We start from the raw sequence: 17,693 nt of genomic DNA, 5'->3' as shown, positions 1-17,693 counted from the left end.
GAGAGTGCATCGACCGATGCACTCTCTTCATTTTTTAAAGATTTATTGTTACACCTTTTTTCAACGAACCGGAACCTTTATATACTTTCCCGTTCATCATTAATTCTACATTCAGAGCTTTGATTTCTTTCTCTATTTTACGTTTACCCTCTTTGGAAGCGAGAGAGACTTTTACTTGATTGTTTTTCTTCTCGGCAGAGAATGTCATCAAGCTATAATCTCCGCATTGGAAATTCCAGCCGTCTCCGGCATCCCAATAGAGTTGACCGTGAGCTTTTCCGTTCTCATCGAGGCATACAAAAAGAGTAAGAGGTTCGAACGAATTTTCGGTGGTGCTTTGTATAACCTTTCCGACCGGAACGATGCTTCCGCCTTTGATTTTCAATTTGGCTTGGTACTTATCGCTGTATTCTCCATCGATCAGTGTCATATTTTCCCAAATTCCGTAAGGCAATACGGGATTCTCGGCGAAAGCGGGAATAACAAGGACATTGTCTCCCAATAGGAAAGCCTGTTGCTCGCTGCGCAATCTCAGGTCTTTGGGGTCGGCGAAAAATACAGGTTCCATAACCGGAACACCTGTCTTGTGAGCTTCGTAGAACAACGTGTAGAAATAGGGAAGCAATCGGTAACGACGTTCGAGGGCAATACGAGAGGTGTTTTCTATGGCCTCGCCGAAAGCCCACGGTTCTTTGTCGTTGGTTCCTGCACAAGCATGACCTCTGGCAAAAGGTAAAAATACTCCGAATCCCAACCAATGAGCCCATAAATCGGCATCCGTATTATTTAAGAATCCTCCGATATCGGGACCGTTGAATGCTTGACCTGAAAGGCCTAATGTAATAGACATAGGTACGGAAAGTTTCAAGTGATCCCAGCCAGCCCAGTTGTCACCTGTCCAAGTTGCTGCATATCGTTGATAACCCAGTAAGCCGGCACGCGTAAGAAGGAAGGGGCGTTTTTCGGGGTTGACTTTCATAATCCCTTCATACGAGGCTTCGACCATAAGACGACCGTAAGCGTTGTGGTAGAGCAGGTGAGAGCCGGCGGGTAAATTGCCGCCTCCTCGGTGAGGAGTATCGTAAGGCATGGTTCCAATGCGGTTTTCTTCGGGAATATCGTCGTCGGTAACGGCCGGCTCATTCATGTCGTTCCATACGCCGTCGATTCCCAATGCCAAGAAATCTTTATACAAATTGGACCACCATTCACGGGCTTTGGGCATGGTAAAGTCGGGGAATGCGCAATATCCCGGCCATACTTTACCTTCGTAAATTTCACCGTTGGGGCGTTTTACCCACACATCGTTTTCTGTTCCCGATTGGTAAACGTGGTAGTTTTTGTCCACTTTGGCTCCGGGATCGATCATATATACGGCTTTGAATCCTTTTTGATGAAGTTCCTCATTCAAGGCTTTGGGGTCGGGGAAATTAGTTTCGTTGAATGTGAAAATACGGTAGCCGTCCATGTAATCGATGTCCATCCAGATAGCATCGCAAGGGATATTTCTGCTACGGAAATTGTCTGCGATTTCCCGTACTTTCTGCTCGCTACCGTAGGAGAAACGACATTGATGGTATCCCAGAGTCCAACGGGCAGGCATCGTGATGGTCCCGGTCAATTCGGCAAGGCCTTTGAGGACATCTTTGGGTGATTCCCTGTCGATGATGTAAATGCGGAATAGAGCTCCTTCTGTGTTAAATTCGATTTTGTCGGAATTGGTATGTAGTTCCGATTTCCAGCTACTATCGAACAAAATACCGAAAGCGCTACCGTCTCTTCTCACACCCAATACCCACGGATGTGATTGATACAGTCGTTTACCGCCATCGACGCCGTAGGCTCCTGTATCGGTGTTCCAGAGTTTTATGTATTGGCCGTTTCTCAATAGAGGCCCGGTAACTTCGCCACCGCCATACAGACTTATTTCACCGGTCAGGCTCAATGAGGCATTGGCTTTTCCGTCCACGACGGTGAATTGTGGATATAATTCCCAATCGGAGGGTACAGACCCTTTTGCCGTGGGTTCTTCTTTAAGAATTAAAGAGGGGGTTTTCGTTTGGTCGAATCCTTGCGGAACGAATTCTACTATCCCGTCTCCCACGAGAGAAGATTTGGCGATAGCTACGTTTTCGGCATGTGCATTGAGGATTCCGACCGAGCATAAAGCGACTATAATTCCGTTTAATTTCATGGATAAAAATTTTAATTATTAGTTAACTGCTAATTTTGCGAATAATTCAACCATAGCACCTTGTGCAAGAATATCTCCCGGGTTGTCCGTTATGTCGTTCCCGCTGAATTGTTTGAAGAAAAGTCCGGTCTCGGCATCCCGGGTGTATTTCCATGCGTGGTCGACCGATTTGCGTATGGCGATCATATAAGTTCCATTGCTCTCGACTTTGTTCAGTTCAAGGAATCCGCGGACCATGATCGCATTGAACCAGCGGCTTCCGTCTTTGAGAATGCGGAATTGCTCTCCCGACGAGTTGGATATGAAGTTTTCGAAGAAATAATTATAGCAAGCCTCTGCGAGCAATTTGGCATCGGTGAGATATTGTTCCTCGCCTGTCGCATTGTAGAGCAACACGGCTGCTTGCAACATTTGTCCCGAGTTGTAAGAGAACTTGCTGGTTTCGATTTTACCGCTCGTTTTGATGCAATCCCAGTAGAGGTAGTCGGAGGGGTCTTGTAATTTCGATTTTGTCCATTTGTAAATATCTTTACCGTTCTCCAAGTACGCTGCATCGTTGGTGATTTGATAGAGTTTCAAAGCGAGAACCACGGCCGGAGCGTTGGAACAAGTGTTTTTGGAGTCTTTGGCATTTTCGTCCCAATAAACTCCGCCTCCGAGTTCATCGTCTTTCCCGGAGAGTACGAAATTCCATACGCTTTTTGCATAGTCGAGATACCAGCTATCTTTGGTTTTGCTGTAAAGATCCGCTAAATCTATACCCACCCAAATAGCGTCGTCGTATAGACGTTGATCGTGAGGGTTGACAAAACAGCCGAAACACATGGGTTCTTTTGTCGTATTGTAGTATTTGAGCAGTGTCTCTTTCAACCGGCTTTCGTAGGTCATTCGGAAATCTACGTTATCGGTATTTTGTACGATAGCGTTGAAGGCCGAAACGACGCTGCCCAATCCCCATAAGAAAGCGTGACTGTCGTAGTCGGGGCTGGAAGGTTCTTGAGGAGTTCCTAATGTATTGGGATATGAACCGAACATCATTCGCACTTTGTCGCTCCAATAATATTTGAAAATATTGGCAAAAGTCGTTTCGGCTCGCGACATGTATTCCTTATTGATACTTCCCGGATCAGTGGGTTTCACGGGTTTGATGGGAGCATCTTCGCTTTTACAGCAAGTCAGTAGTCCTACAAGGAAAGCGAGAACTAATAAATTTTTTTTCATGATGAGTTGTGTGATGTTTTAACGAATTTGACGAGATTCATTGGTCGACGCTACTATTCGGAATTTTCCGAATAGTAGCGCGATCATGATTACTGCTTTTCAAATTTGATTTCCATTTTTTCCGTATCGAGCGTGATCTTGTAAAGACCTGCTTGCTCGGCGGTTATTTTCCACTTGTAGTCGGGCTGTTCTCCCGGGGTCACTTGTACATCGGTACTTTCGATAGACCCGTTTTCGACAAGTGGCTTGAACGTGGTTCCGTCGAACTTCCTTTGGGCGAGGATTTTTAATTCTCCCTCTTGCAAAGCCCCCTGGTAAGTAAAGATGTTAGGATTCAAGTTATCGGGAGTCATGGCGATAATCTTTTCTATATCCCAACCGGCAGCAGTCGCATTACCTACAAGATATAAGTTTTCATATAGAAGTTTCTTGTATGAGATAGTCATATCTTTAAGCGATAGGTAGATGTAATACAATCCAGCCTCGTTTATCTGGAAGAGGTCGTCTGCTTCCGTTTCGCTCGTACGTTTTACGACAGAGCTGTTGTCCGCTCCTTTGTTGTAAGAAGGCAAGGCTTGCCCCAGCGTGGTGATGAATTTGAATCCGCCTTGTTTCAACTGGCCTCTCCAATTATACAGACGACCGTTAGATAGTTCGGTTATTTTCTCAGCGGCATTCAGATCCGTACCGCCGGTCGTAGCCGTACCCGTAATATAGAGCGGTTGCGATGTAGGCTTATAAGTGGTTATTTGCACTTTCGTGGTCGCTATTTCGGGATATTTGAATTTGGGACCTTCCACTTTGGCGGCTACCCGAGCCTCCACATAGACTGCTTCTCCGGCTGTCTTTCCCCATTTTTCTACAATAAGGTCGTACAGTTCGGCCGATGAGTAGCTGATCGATTCATTGGGTCCGAATGTGCGGACATCGGTTGCCGACTGAAAGTTGTTGTCTGCTATATCTATTTGAAACAGATAGGAGAAAGTGTAGTCTGCCCCTAAACTGGTCGCTTCGTTCCAAGAGAACGAAATAATCTTGTCGTCTGTCGCATCCGGAGTAAGAGTCGCCGACTGGGCGGAGGCTGTCAATTTCAATTGATTCCGCTCTATGACTTTATCGTCGTCATCGTCGCAGCCGACAAAAGCCAGTACGAACAGAAGTGAGAATAATATATGATATATCGTTTTCATACATTTATACTTTTAGATTTCAAAATTGAATTTACCATTTGGGTAATTGTCTGAGGTTGGGGTTCTTGTCCAATTGATTTTGATGAATGGGGAACCAATAGTTCTTTTCGCTGAAAGCGCGTGTGATTTCGACGCGACGTTTGAAGTAGGCATTCTCGTTGTTCTTGTCGCAGCTTTTTTCTGTCCCGAACTTGTTCATGCCGTAGAAGTCACCGCGCAGAATATCGATTTGTTTCCAACGGCGGATATCATCGAAACGGATCGCATATTCGCAGTTGAACTCAACCCGACGTTCGCGACGAATCGCTTCACGCATAGCGGTCTGATCGGCCGGTGCGGGGATTTTGTCTAATCCGTTGCTGTCTTTCCCTGTTCCATATTGGGGGATACCTGCGCGCTCTCTTACGAGGTTCACGTATTTCAGTATCTCGTCGGTTTGCTCGGGAGCCCATTCGTTGAGAGCTTCGGCATAGTTCAGATAGGCTTCTGCCAACCGGCAGATAATACCGGGACGATAGGGAATGGAGTAGTTGAGGATATTCGTTTCGGGGTGTACGCGTTTTCTCAACAGATAACCTGTTTGCGGAGCATCCCATAAAGAACCGGACGCGGGCCGGCCGTCTTCTCCTTCGTAATAGAAATCCACATAACGGCTCGATTGACGATACCAAGCACCGTTGTAAAGCACCGATACATAGAAACGAGGCTCGCGATTGACATACATGTTGAATGTTCCGGCCGGAGCGATTGTATTTTCGGTGTTGGATTCTTTGGCATCTTTGTCTCCTTCGATCCATTTGGTCTTTCTGACATCGGGCTGGGTAGAGAATCCGCTTTCATTGTATCCCGAGGCTTTGTTGATGATAGGCTCGCCGTTGGGCTCATACCCTGTGATAGCGGGCAGACCGTTGCTCATGAAGAACGCATCGACCAATTCCTGAGTAACTCCCAAACCGCCTTGTCCACGGGATCCGCGGGGAACCGAGTGTTGAGAGTAAAGGTCGTAACTTACATCGGGACGGGCGAACAGAATTTCCTTGTTACCTTGATTGAATTCTTTGTAACACATATTGGAATAGGACATGAAGGGGTCGATCGAACCATCTCCGTTATACTCTTTGTACAAGGCATAACCGTTGCCTTCGGCCTCGGTCAAAAGATCTTTGCAAGCGTTTACCGCACGTTCCCATTTCTTGGGGTCGTAGGTAGAGTTGAAGATTGCTTCACCTTTATTGTTCGTATAAGCGGCATAATCGGGGTCATCGTTCCCGTTTACCAACGGACTTGCAGCGAAAAGAAGCATACGGGCACGGATAGCCAACGCCATCACCGAGGTTGCTCGTCCGTATTTACGTTCTTCGGTATAAGAGGGTGGTAACAGTTCCGATACGGCTTTGAACTCTTTATCGAGCCAATCGATTATTTGGTCGTAAGGTGTTTGTCCTATCAATATCTTGTCGATGGGGTCGTTCATGTCGACCAGTGAGGTTTGGAACGGTATGGCTCCGTAGGTATTCACCAACAGATAATAGTAGTAAGCAATCAAGAAACGTGCCTCGGCCTTCATGTTGTCCACATCGGCTTGATAGACCTCTTGCTCGGGCAGAGCCTTGACGTTGTCTAAGAAAATGTAAGCCTCGCGTATTCTCACCGGAAAGTCGCTCCAAAAATTCCCCTTCCACTCGCTTTGGGGAGTCCAGTTACCTAAGATTTTGTCGATACAATCCCAGTCGGAGAATGCCCGCCAGTCTTGCGAAGGCGAGAAATCATCGGCATAGGCATCGTAATTACGCATCATGGGCGTGTAGGGGTCGGGGATTCCGTCATAGATACCGGCCAACCATTCCTCGGTACGGTTCTTACTGTTGAATACCATATCCAATGTTAAAATATCGTCGGGAGCATTGTCCAGATAATCGGTACAGGAAGTGACCGAAAACAGACCGATGATAGCTAATGTATATCTAACGATTGTATGTTTCATAATTTTTATATTAATAGGTTTAGAATCTTACTTGTAGTCCGATAGAATAAGTGGCCATGATGGGGTATTTCAAACCGTTGCTGGTATTCAGTTCGGGGTCCCACAGGTCGAACTTGGAGAACTGCAAAAGATTTGTTCCGCGAACGAATATACGGGCATACTCCATTGCAGCTTTTTTGATAAGATTTTTTGAGAATGAATATCCCAATTCTACATTTTTCAACCGCAACATACTCATATCTTTCAACCACCAATCCGATACTTGGGCGTTGTTGGCGTTGTAGCCCATGTGGAGTCTCGGATAGAATACGTCTTGACTGGGGTTGTCGACTGTCCATGCATCCGAGGCATTGGTAAATATGTTACCTTCGGCACCGATAGTAGAACCGGGTAAGAAGTTCTTTTGGTTTTCTCCGATGATACGATAGGTGCGGCCGTTTCCTTGAAAGAAAGCCCCGAAATCGATATTTTTATAGCTCAGGTTAATACCGAAACCATATACGAGTTCGGGATTGACCGTACCTCCGATGGCGGTTTTATCGGTTTCTGTGATTTCTCCGTCACCGTTGAAATCCACGTATTTTATATCTCCGGGATAAACTCTATCCGAGAATTTTGGAACCGGTAGTCCCGGTTTCAGCTTACCGGTCGTTACGTCTTCGAAATCGGCTTCGGTATATAAGCCGTCGTTAACCAAACCGAATATCTGGCCTACCGGTTTGCCGGTACTCGAACGGTAAGTGCCGAGTACACCTAAATCTTCGTCTTGTTCTATGATTTTGTTCTTGGCGTAGGTAACACTTGCCCGAGCCGAAATAAACCAGTCTTTGTTGATTTGTTTGTTCAAATCCAATGAAATATCGAAACCTTTGTTTGTCACGATACCGTAGTTCGCCCACGGAGCGGAGGGGAAGCCGGCCGATGACGGAATGTTCTTTCGTTGCATGAAGATGTCTTCTCTTCTTTCATGGAAGAAGTCTACTTGCAATTCGGCCATTTTGAACAAACCCAATTCGATTCCGACGTTGGCTTTTTTCACGGTTTCCCAAGTCAGGGACTCAACACCGGGATCACCTTCGCGCAAACCGCCTTTATCGTAGAATGCATTGGAATTACCCCACTTGTATCCGTCGGTCGTGCCGATAGTAGTGATATAGGCAAAACGTTTTTGAGAACCGTCGTCGTTATAAAAGCGGTCGTTCCCGGCCAAACCGTAAGAAGCTCTCAGTTTTAATTTATTGATGTAGTTTTGTACCGGACGCATGAATTCTTCCTCCGAAACAATCCAGCCCGCAGCGATAGACGGGAAGAAACCGAAACGGTTGCCTTTTGCAAAGTTCTCGGAACCGTTATAACCGAAGTTGAACTCTGCGATATAGCGGTCGGCGTATGTATATGCCGCACGGCCGGCGAAACCTTGTGTACGATAGGGCACTTGGTCACCGTCGTCGTAGTTGCGTTGGTTGTACAACAACAATGCGCTTACCGAGTGATTTCCGAATCGTTGGTCGTAGGTGATATTTCCTTCTAAGTAGGTGCTATAATTGCCATAGTCTTCCCATCTTTCGTAGCCCAAGAATTCGTCTCCTTCGCTCAGAACCGTCAGTATTAACTCTCCGGTCACCGGGTCGCGTTGCGTGGCCGGCGAATAGTAACGGGGAGCTTTGCCCCGGTTTACTCCGTTTCGTGAATAGTAGTCGTAAGAGAATATACCTTTTATTTTCAAACCGGGTAAGATACATTTTAAGTCTTGTTCCACGGCGAACAAGGTTTCCAGTTTACTTTCTGCCTCACGTTTGAAACCCGATTGTGTCAGTTTGGCCCACGGGTTTTCATTTTCACGAGGTTTGGGAAGGGCCCCGTTTTCATAAATCAGCGGAACCATGTACGGCGTAGCTTTGAATGCAGCGCCGAAAATATCGTCGATACCATCTTTCGGTGCGTTTCTCTGTTGAAGGTATCCGCCGATGTTGAATGTCAATAATGTAGAGGAGGTGACGTTCATGTCTACGTTGGTACGCAAGTTGAATCGATTCACCGAGATATTGGAGTTCCAGTTTTGAGTTTTGTCGCTCTCGGTAATACCTGCTTCGTTATAGTATGCGCCGACGAAAGAGTAACGCAATTTCTCGTTACCTCCCGAAAGGTCGAACGAGGCCCTCGTGTTGTGAGCGACGTCTTTTGTAATTGCGTCTATCCAATCGATATCGGGATATAGTTCGGTATCGTATCCGCTGCGGTATTTATCTATTAGTTCCGGCGAATAAAGTTCTGTCCCCGTCTCTTGGATATTGATATTGTTCAAGAGCGTAAGGTAATCTGCCGCATTAAGGAACGAGGGTAATTTGGCCGGACGAGTGATAGAGTGTTCTACCGATACGTTGATGTTCGTCTTACCGGAATGTCCTCGTTTGGTTGTAATAAGGATTACACCATTCGCACCACGTACACCGTACACGGCACTTGCCGAAGCATCTTTCAGTACCGAGAACGATTCTATTTCCGAAATATCGAGGTTGTTCAAGGAGCGTTCTACACCATCGACAAGTACGAGCGGGGAGTTGCTGCCCTTGAAAGAGCTCATACCGCGAATCCAGAATTCGGAGTTGTCATAACCCGGTTCCCCGGAACGTTGAACGGCGATGATACCCCCGATGTTACCAGCGAGGTCGTTGCTCAACGAACGAGTCGTCCCTACTTGTAATTGTTGAGGTTTCACACTGGTGATAGCTGCGACTACCGATGCTTTCTTCTGTACTCCGTATCCAACGACTACGACGTCTTCGAGTTGGGTCGCTGCGTCTTGTAACACCACATTGATAATTTTCCGGCTATTCACGGCTTCTTCACGAGAAGCGAACCCGATGTATTTGAATTGTAGTATGGCACTTTTATCGGGCACTTTTATGTCATAGATACCATCTACATTGGTGATAGTCACGATAGAGGGATTGTCCTTTACCGAGACGGTTACACCGATAAGCGGCTCGCCGTTGACATCTGTAACGTTTCCTCGTATGGAAATCTTTTTTTCATCAGAGGATACGTTTTTGTTATATAAGATGATTTGAGACTGTTTAATTTCAAATTTAATACCCGAATTTCCAAGCATTTGGGATATTGCTTGTTGAATAGGTGTCTTTTGGGCGTTCAGCGATACTTTTTGATCGACATTCAATTTTAAGGCATCGTAAAAGAACGTGTATTTACTTACACTTTCTATTTTTTTGATAGCCTCGGATAATGGAATGTTTTGAAAAGAAATTGTTATGGTTTCTCCCGGTGCTTGAGCAAACAAGTTCAAGGAGAATAAAATGGCTAGAAATACAGCCAATTTTTTCTTTAGATTCATATCATGGGTATATTAAAGTTAACTTAATAAGTTCTCTTTCTTTTTTTTGTTTTTGGGTTTAAGAATAAAAATTTTTAATCATTCATTCTACATAGGTGGTTTGTCTTTAATGTATCGTCATAGGCAATAATGTGTTAAAGGGTTATCATTAATGTGTTGTCTTCTGTAAAGTAGTAGTTTATCGAAGATATGTTCGACATGATACGAATGATATCTTCGAGACTTTGGTCATGGAGGGTAAACGTGTAAGATTGATCGTCGGGCAAAGCCGGGTCGATGATGATGTTCACGTTATACCATTTGGAAAGATATTTGCAAACTTCATGAAGATTTTTGTTTTCCAGTTTGACTTTTTCGTTAGTCCACATTTTTGCAAATTCTACGTCTCCTTTTTCAACCCGAATTGTTTTGTCTTTTTTATCGAGAAAGCCTTCTTCCCCCGGTTTCAGATAACAGTTCGAGCTATCGTCGCCCAATACATGCATCGATACCGAACCTTCGTATAGGCTCACTACCGATTTTTCGTCAGTATGGTAGGCGCTTACGTTGAATTGTGTACCATGTACTTTTACCGCTATGTCGCTGGTCTTGACAATGAACGGCCTTTCATCGTGCTGAACTTTAAAAAAAGCCTCGCCTTTCAATTCGACTTCTCGCATGTCGGCATGAAGATTTTTGTATTCCAGCTTCGAATGTGAATTTAACCATACTTCACTGCCATCGGGAAGTATGAATTTCGATTTTCCTGTAATTGTCGAATAAGTTTGGACAATTGTCTCTCTGTTCAAAGATTTGTTGCTGGAAAAGAAATAATACCCTATCCCCGAAACGATTAATAATAAACTGATAGCTGCGGCAATGCGGTTTAGTTTCTTGCCGAAATGTAACCGGGGAACAATCTTTTTTACCTTTATAGGTTCTTTCTGTATAGTATCTTTGTGAATATAGGCTTGGAATTTTTTCCAATAATAATCTACATCGGGATTGTAGTTGGCAGATTTTGCTTGGATGCTATCCCAAAGGGTTTTCAGTTCATCGAAAAGAAGTTTGTTTTTGTTATCGGCCGCTAACCAGTTTTGTAGCTGCGATTGCTCTTCTTCTGATAGGGAGATTCCTTCGAATTTAGCGATGATTATATCCCACGGAAGATTATTATTCATGTTTGATGGAATTTTAAGATTTCAATTACTTAGACACAAAAATCGGGCTTGACCCTTATATGTGTAGATAATAAAAAAGAAAAAATGTCTGATTGGTATAGATATCCATTTTATAATTACTTTGTAATCAATAAGTAGAAATCTTTCGAGGCTTTTATATTTTTTTATTTTTGCTGTGAATATTATTTTTTTATCTTGAATAATATTATTTTCTTTGCATAGTTTTCCTGTAATAATGGTAGCGAATATCACTAATGACATATCATTGCTTAGGCAGATTCGTGAAGGAAATGAGGATGCGTTCAAATCTTTATTTGAAACATATTTTACTCCTTTGTGCCGTTTCATATATCTCCATTTGGACGATAAGAATGTGGCAGAAGAGTTGGCGATGGATATTTTTATTTATTTATGGGAAAACAGAGAGACATTTCAGATACAGCTTTCACTGAAAGCCTATTTGTTCCAAGCAGCGAAAAATAAGTGTTTGAATGAATTGAGAAAAAAGAAAGAGACGGTAGGTCTCGACGGAGTGGAAGTCTCTACGATCAATACCAGTGTGTCTACTCTTGAAACCGAGGAATTATATCGTTTGATTCAGGAGGCTGTTTTTTCTTTACCGGACAAATGTCGGAACATTTTTTTGCTTAGCCGAAGTGAGAATCTTACGAATCAGGAAATAGCTCGGAGGTTGAATATTTCGGTAAAAACCGTTGAGGGTCAGATAACCACGGCCTTGAAAAAAATCAAAAAATTTTTAGGCGATCAGTACAGCTATTTGTGGTAGTAAAATTTTTTTTCATTTGGTATAAGGGTGTATGATGTTTTTTGTGTCATAGATATGTAAAACCCTTGGAATGTTACCAACATGAAAAACTCGTGTAAGTACAGATATTGTTCGGACAACGGTTGTTTCTCTATCCTTTTCGACTGTGAAGTATCCTTGTTGGAGTCTTTGGTTTAGGAAAGATTCTAAGTGGTTCTTATGCTTAATTGTAGTTTGCGAAGGAATGAAAAAATTTAAGATTTTATTACTCTCTTTGTTGCCTGCTGCCGGCTTGTGCGCTCAAAATCCGCTTTTAGTCTTGGAAGCAGAGGATGCGGTTCTCACACCTCCGGTAAAGGTCAAATATGTGAATGGATATTCGGGAGATGCCTATGTGGGGGACAACGACAATGGATCCGAGATTTTGTTTAGGAATGTCTATGTCGATAAGGAGGGCACTTATGAGTTCCGTACCTATTACACGAGCATGTTCATACGTTCCATAGCCGTCCAAACGGGATTTTATGCACCGGTGGTGATAGGTATGACGGAGACGACAGAAGATTGGAACCGCCCTCCGGTCGGTATGATGCTTTCGTATATTTATCTCGATAAGGGCGATAATACGATAAAAATCACTCCTTACAATGGCGGTGGCCCTAATATAGATAAATTTGAAATCTGGGAGACCGAGGTTAAAATGCCGAAGCCCGAAAAGATGAAAGCAGCTTACGCTTACGACCTTACCGACAATGCTGCAATCACGATTGGTGGAAAAGATATTTCCGGGTCTGCCCTGAATGATAACGATGAATACACGGTTTATGATTTACAGGCTGCTTCGGATTACATATATGTTACCTGTACAGACCCTTGTCTGGTTACGGGTTATCTATTTTCCGAGGGAGAAGTGACATCTCAAAATGTCGATTCATGGAGCCTTGAATATTCGGTCGACGGGAGAAATTACTCGCAATTGAATTCCGGAGGCTCTACCCGTTACAGCGCGGCTACCTTGTTTACGATAAGCCGTCAACCCCATGCGGATGCAGGCAAGGCAGCCCGATATTATCGTATCGATACGAAAGGGCGGAATGTCGGGGAAATACAATTGTTCGGGATACCTTATTACGAATCGGCCGATCATAAAAATTTCCCGGCAGATATTACCGAAAATGTCGATGTCTTTTCCAATGTGATAGGTTCTCCGCTCGGAGCCTTTACGATTGCCGACGAAAGATATTTTAATCTTTTCGACCGGGATATGCAACGGAAGTATTATAGCGACGAAAGCCCGGTATTCAATGTCGAGGTAGAACTGGATAAACCGTATCGATTGGACTATTATACGTTGACTTCGTGTCAGGATTATCCTGAGAGAGACCCTAAGAGTTGGGTCGTCGAAGGCTTTGACAAAGACTGGGAAGCCGTAAGCGAAGTCAATGGATTTGTATTCCCTTGCCGGTATGCAACTATGAAATTCGCAGTAAATGGTACTAAATTATATAAAGGCTATCGTTTGAGAACGGTCGAAAATAACGGAGCCGACTCCTTTCAGCTTTTGAAATGGCAGTTGTTCGGCAGTGACAAACCGTCTTCTGTTACAAAACCGGTAACCGAAGGAATCGATGTCGCTACGCAGAATCACGAGATTGTAATTACTATGGATTCCGATGGATTTTGTAAAGTAGTGAACTTGTCCGGCCAAATTGTGTACGAGAGCGAGATAACAGGTCGTGTGAATAGAATACCTGTTCCGCCCGGTGCTTATCTGGTGGGAATAATTGTACAGCAAGAACAAGTCGTGCAAAAAGTAATCGTGAAGTAGCTTTATTGTAGAAACAGGAAGTAAATATTGACAATGAAAAATAAATGTATATATGGTCTTTTGGTCGGCGCGATGATGGCAGGAGCCTGCCCGGTATGGGGTGAGACTGTCGTCGGAGAAACCGTCTCTCCCTCCGATTCTATAAAACTTGTTGTCGTGAGCGATAACGATGCTTTGTATTATAAGGTCGTGAAAGGGGTTACCTCTATTGTGGAAAAATCGGCTTTGGGAATTACCACTTCGGTAGGCGATTTTTCAACGGGATTGAGCGAACCCTCTTTTACCGAACGTTTGGTGGACGATTCGTATAGCTTACCGTCGGGAAAGCGCAGTCGATATGATAATACATATAAAGAGGCGACAGTTTCATGTAATAAAGACGGACATACCGTACAATTTATTTTTCGGGTGTATGATGATGGCGTGGCTTACCGCTATGCGATTCTCGGTAGCGGAGACATTTCGGTTTATGCCGAAAATAGCGAATGTTTGCCGGTAAGACAGGAAAAAGTTTATTCACAGCAATATACCAAAAATAATCAGGCTCTTTATGAAGAGAACGATACAGAATTTATGGCATGTGAACTATATACCCCGTTGCCATTGCTGGTTCATACGGGAAGCGATTATCTGTTGTTGACCGAAGCGATGGTCAATGGGAATTATTGTGGAAGCTCGTTGTTTGTGAATGAAGAGACGAAAGCCTACGGTTACCGGCTGGTTGGGAATGTCGCTGCTACCCTTCCCTTGTATACGCCGTGGAGAGTTCTCATGGTGGGTTCCTTAGAATCGATAGCAGAGTCGGTTATATTGGAAAATTTGAACGATAAAACGGCCTTGACTAATCTGTCGTGGGTAAAACCCGGACGTGCTGTATGGAATTTCGGCGGAGAAGACTTCCACTCCGATTATCTTAGCATGAGTAACATTAAGAAATATATAGATTGGGCTAAACAGCAAGGTTGGGAATATTTCACATTGGACAAATGCTGGGAGCAGAACGGTGTTTCGTTGAAAGAGGTAGTGGATTATGCATCCTCCAAATCGGTGGGAGTGTTCGTATGGGTGAATCAAAACTCGCTTCCTTCCGATGAGTCGGCGATGGCTTCTATGGTACAGAATTGGAAGGCACAAGGAGTTAAAGGGTTGAAAGTCGATTTTTGGGAAAGTGACGATCAGGCTATGATGAAGAAATACGATTTGCTTTTGAAGGTAACGGCCGAAAAGCAGTTGTTACTTAATTTACATGCCTGTACTAAACCGACCGGTTTGAGGAGAACATGGCCGCATTTGCTGACATCTGAGGCCGTGTTGGAGAATACGGTTTTTACGACTTTTCCCGATATCCACAATATAAACTCGGCGATTATCCGAGGGGCTATCGGGTCGACCGATTATGTCCCGGTAGATTTTGCCGATAAAAACGGGTGCATCCATCAAAAGACGACAGCAGCGCACCAGTTGGCTTTATCGGTAGTTTTTGAATCGGGAGTACAACATATCGGCGACGCTCCCGAAAATATCGAATATAACATTGCCCGGGAATTTTTAAAGACTGTACCGGCTGCATGGGACGATACCCGCTGCCTTGAAGCTGTTCCCGACGAATATGTAAGTATCGTACGCTGCAAAGGCAATGAGTGGTATTTCGCTTCGCTGACACACGATGCCCGCACCGTGTCCGTGCCTCTTTCGTTTTTATCCTCCGGTGAACGATACAATGCGTACATTTATAAAGATGGTGAATGTCCGTCGGAAATTCAATTCGAATGGAAAGGAAATTTGACATCGAAAGATACGGTGTCGATCGATTTGTTAAAACATGGGGGAGCGGCTGTTTTGTTCTCTACGTCTTCGCAACTTCCTAAACCTATTTTCATGAAATATGAGGCTGAGGCCGATGGCAATACGATTCCGTTCGGTGTACCGGTTAAGACCGATACAGATAGTTTGTGCTCGGGTGGGAAATATGTGGCTTCGATAGGAAATGGACGTTCCATTACTTTCAACGATGTAAAAGTCCCTGAATCGGGCACTTATGCGATGACCGTTTACTATATGTCCGATGCCCCTTGTACGGCCTATGTAAAGATGAACGGTAATATGGATTCTTGGCAAGAGGTCTCATTTGTCGGTACAGGAGGAACGAGCGGCGGTAATTTGGCCCATAAAACTATATGGGTAGACCTCGATCACACGGCAAGCAATACGGTGGAAATCGGGAATAATTCGGAGTATGGCCCTAATATAGACCGCATGACTCTGTCGAAATATGCCGATGGTACTACCGCTATCGAGACCCCTGAGAGCGCCGAGCCGGTGGGGAAGGTTTATGCTCTTGACAAACATATCGTTATCGAGCAGTCTTCTTCTACCGATTATTGGGTCTATAATTCGCTCGGACAAATCCTTAAAGAAGGCAGTTTCGACGGTGGTCGGGCTTCTTTGTCGGTAGATGAGAAAGGAGTTTATCTCGTAAAGGTGCATACTGAGGATAAGGTATTTACCAAAAAGGTATTGATAGGTCGGTAAAGTAGATTCTTTTGTTAAACTTAATAATAAAAATTATGAAAAAGATTACATTTTTAATCGCGTGTTTGTTGGCCGTATTCGGTATGTCGGCTATCAATCATTATGACAATTTGTATGTTGTCGGAGATGCTTGTGCAGCAGGTTGGAGCCCTAAGGATGCTCTTGAAATGACGAAGGTCGGAGACGGCCAATTTACATGGACGGGAGAGTTATTGGATAAAACGGGAGACCGTCGATTCAAATTCTTGGTAGGAAGAGGCTGGGATCCTTGTCTTGCACCTAATCCCGATGTGCCCGATCACGAAATTGTCACTCCGGGTGTTCCCGCAAAGTTGTATGACAAAGGCGAACACGGAGGTTATGACACCTCTTTCCAAGTAGAAAAAACCGGGGTATACACGATTACGATCGACTTGGATGCAGAAACGATGACTTTGACAGAAAGTTCTTTGGACATTCTTGATGTCGAGAAATTCGGACAGGCCTATTTAGCCGGTAGCGCATTCCCCGAAAGAGTCGCTATGACGAAAGAAGCGAACGGCGTTTATACATGGAAAGGAAAACTTGAAGTGGGAGAACCCGTGACCGGTTTCTATATCGTAAGTAACGACAATAGCCAATCTTTGAATCCTGCGAATGCATCGGAGGTTAAATCGGGCACTTATACACCGGTTTTCAGTGCCGATGGAGTCGCCACTGCGGAATACCAAATTGCTTCTACGGCCACTTATACGATTACGATCGATTTGAATACCGTGAAAATGGAGGTTACAAAAATCGACTATGATCATTTATATCTGATCGGTAGTGCCATGAAAGGAGAACCGGGAGCTTGGAAAACCGAGGACGGAATTGAAATGACAAGAGTAAGCGAAGGCGTGTTTACATGGAATGGATTTTTGTATGCCAAGAACACCGAAGACGGTGATACGGAATTCAAATTTATCAATCAACTCATTGCCGGAAATTGGGAAAACTGTTTTGTATTCGATCAAACAAAAGAGGGAAATCAACTCATTACGTTAGGTGAAACGTATACGATTTCCTATTTTACTGCCGGTAACCATGACAATAAGTTTACCGTTCCCTCCGATGGCTATTACAAGTTGACGGTCGATCTCAATGCGTTGACTCTGTTGGTAGAACAAGGCGATCCTACTGCCATTGAGGAAGTTTCGGCAGCTGTTAAGCCCGTTGTGACAGTCAGTGGGTCGACTATTCAGGTTTTGACCAATGGCGCTGTTGTCGATGACGTTATGGTGTTCGATTTGTTGGGCAATTGTGTCGCTTCGACAGCGATGGTTTCCGATTGTTCTTTCGATATGGCTCATGGCGGCGTGTACATTGTTCGGGTAAATTGCGGTAACGCTGTGTATTCCAATAAAGTAATAGTTAAATAATATCTTTCTGTTTTTCACCGGGCCGGGGGGTGTCCTCTGCTCGGTGATTTTTTTTGCTCGTTTTTA

10 protein-coding genes are annotated in these 17,693 nt (G+C 44.2%); 4 read left to right on the top strand and 6 right to left on the bottom strand.

Annotated features, from left to right (window positions below; translation table 11 throughout):
* Window positions 1-34 precede the first annotated feature (34 nt).
* The 6 genes from HMPREF9448_RS10900 to HMPREF9448_RS10875 all read right to left on the bottom strand — a co-directional run bounded on the left by HMPREF9448_RS10900 (window position 35) and on the right by HMPREF9448_RS10875 (window position 11,101).
* Window positions 35-2,194, bottom strand: coding sequence for a TIM-barrel domain-containing protein (locus HMPREF9448_RS10900; RefSeq protein WP_008862625.1), 2,160 nt, complete (start codon window positions 2,192-2,194; stop codon window positions 35-37).
* Window positions 2,195-2,212: 18 nt separating this feature from the next.
* Complete coding sequence (locus HMPREF9448_RS10895) at window positions 2,213-3,415, bottom strand: glycoside hydrolase family 76 protein (RefSeq protein ID WP_008862624.1); 1,203 nt, start codon at window positions 3,413-3,415, stop codon at window positions 2,213-2,215.
* Between the two features lie 89 nt (window positions 3,416-3,504).
* On the bottom strand, window positions 3,505-4,605 hold the full coding sequence (locus HMPREF9448_RS10890; protein ID WP_008862623.1) for a SusF/SusE family outer membrane protein: 1,101 nt from the start codon (window positions 4,603-4,605) through the stop codon (window positions 3,505-3,507).
* A 31-nt stretch (window positions 4,606-4,636) separates the two neighbouring features.
* Entirely contained in the window at window positions 4,637-6,589 is a 1,953-nt protein-coding gene (locus HMPREF9448_RS10885; RefSeq protein WP_008862622.1) for a RagB/SusD family nutrient uptake outer membrane protein, read from the bottom strand.
* A gap of 19 nt (window positions 6,590-6,608) precedes the next feature.
* Window positions 6,609-9,941 carry a TonB-dependent receptor gene (locus tag HMPREF9448_RS10880; protein WP_008862621.1) on the bottom strand — a complete coding sequence of 1,111 codons (3,333 nt, stop codon included), beginning with the start codon at window positions 9,939-9,941 and terminating at the stop codon, window positions 6,609-6,611.
* 134 nt (window positions 9,942-10,075) lie between these two features.
* Complete coding sequence (locus HMPREF9448_RS10875) at window positions 10,076-11,101, bottom strand: FecR family protein (RefSeq protein WP_008862620.1); 1,026 nt, start codon at window positions 11,099-11,101, stop codon at window positions 10,076-10,078.
* Window positions 11,102-11,336: 235 nt separating this feature from the next.
* Here HMPREF9448_RS10875 and HMPREF9448_RS10870 point away from each other — a divergent pair, with 235 nt between their 5' ends.
* From HMPREF9448_RS10870 to HMPREF9448_RS10855, 4 genes are all read left to right on the top strand, one after another.
* Entirely contained in the window at window positions 11,337-11,888 is a 552-nt protein-coding gene (locus HMPREF9448_RS10870; RefSeq protein ID WP_008862619.1) for an RNA polymerase sigma-70 factor, read from the top strand.
* A gap of 223 nt (window positions 11,889-12,111) precedes the next feature.
* Window positions 12,112-13,695: a carbohydrate-binding protein gene (locus HMPREF9448_RS10865; RefSeq protein WP_008862618.1), complete on the top strand. Its 1,584-nt coding sequence runs from the start codon at window positions 12,112-12,114 to the stop codon at window positions 13,693-13,695.
* Between the two features lie 33 nt (window positions 13,696-13,728).
* Entirely contained in the window at window positions 13,729-16,227 is a 2,499-nt protein-coding gene (locus HMPREF9448_RS10860; RefSeq protein ID WP_008862617.1) for a glycoside hydrolase family 97 catalytic domain-containing protein, read from the top strand.
* A 35-nt stretch (window positions 16,228-16,262) separates the two neighbouring features.
* The gene (locus HMPREF9448_RS10855) at window positions 16,263-17,627 is read left to right on the top strand and encodes a SusF/SusE family outer membrane protein (protein ID WP_008862616.1); all 1,365 of its coding nucleotides are present in this window, start codon (window positions 16,263-16,265) and stop codon (window positions 17,625-17,627) included.
* The last annotated feature ends 66 nt before the right edge of the window (window positions 17,628-17,693 follow it).

Source organism: Barnesiella intestinihominis YIT 11860 (assembly GCF_000296465.1).
Classification (GTDB): domain Bacteria; phylum Bacteroidota; class Bacteroidia; order Bacteroidales; family Barnesiellaceae; genus Barnesiella; species Barnesiella intestinihominis.
This window is presented reverse-complemented; position numbering and strand designations above follow the sequence as displayed.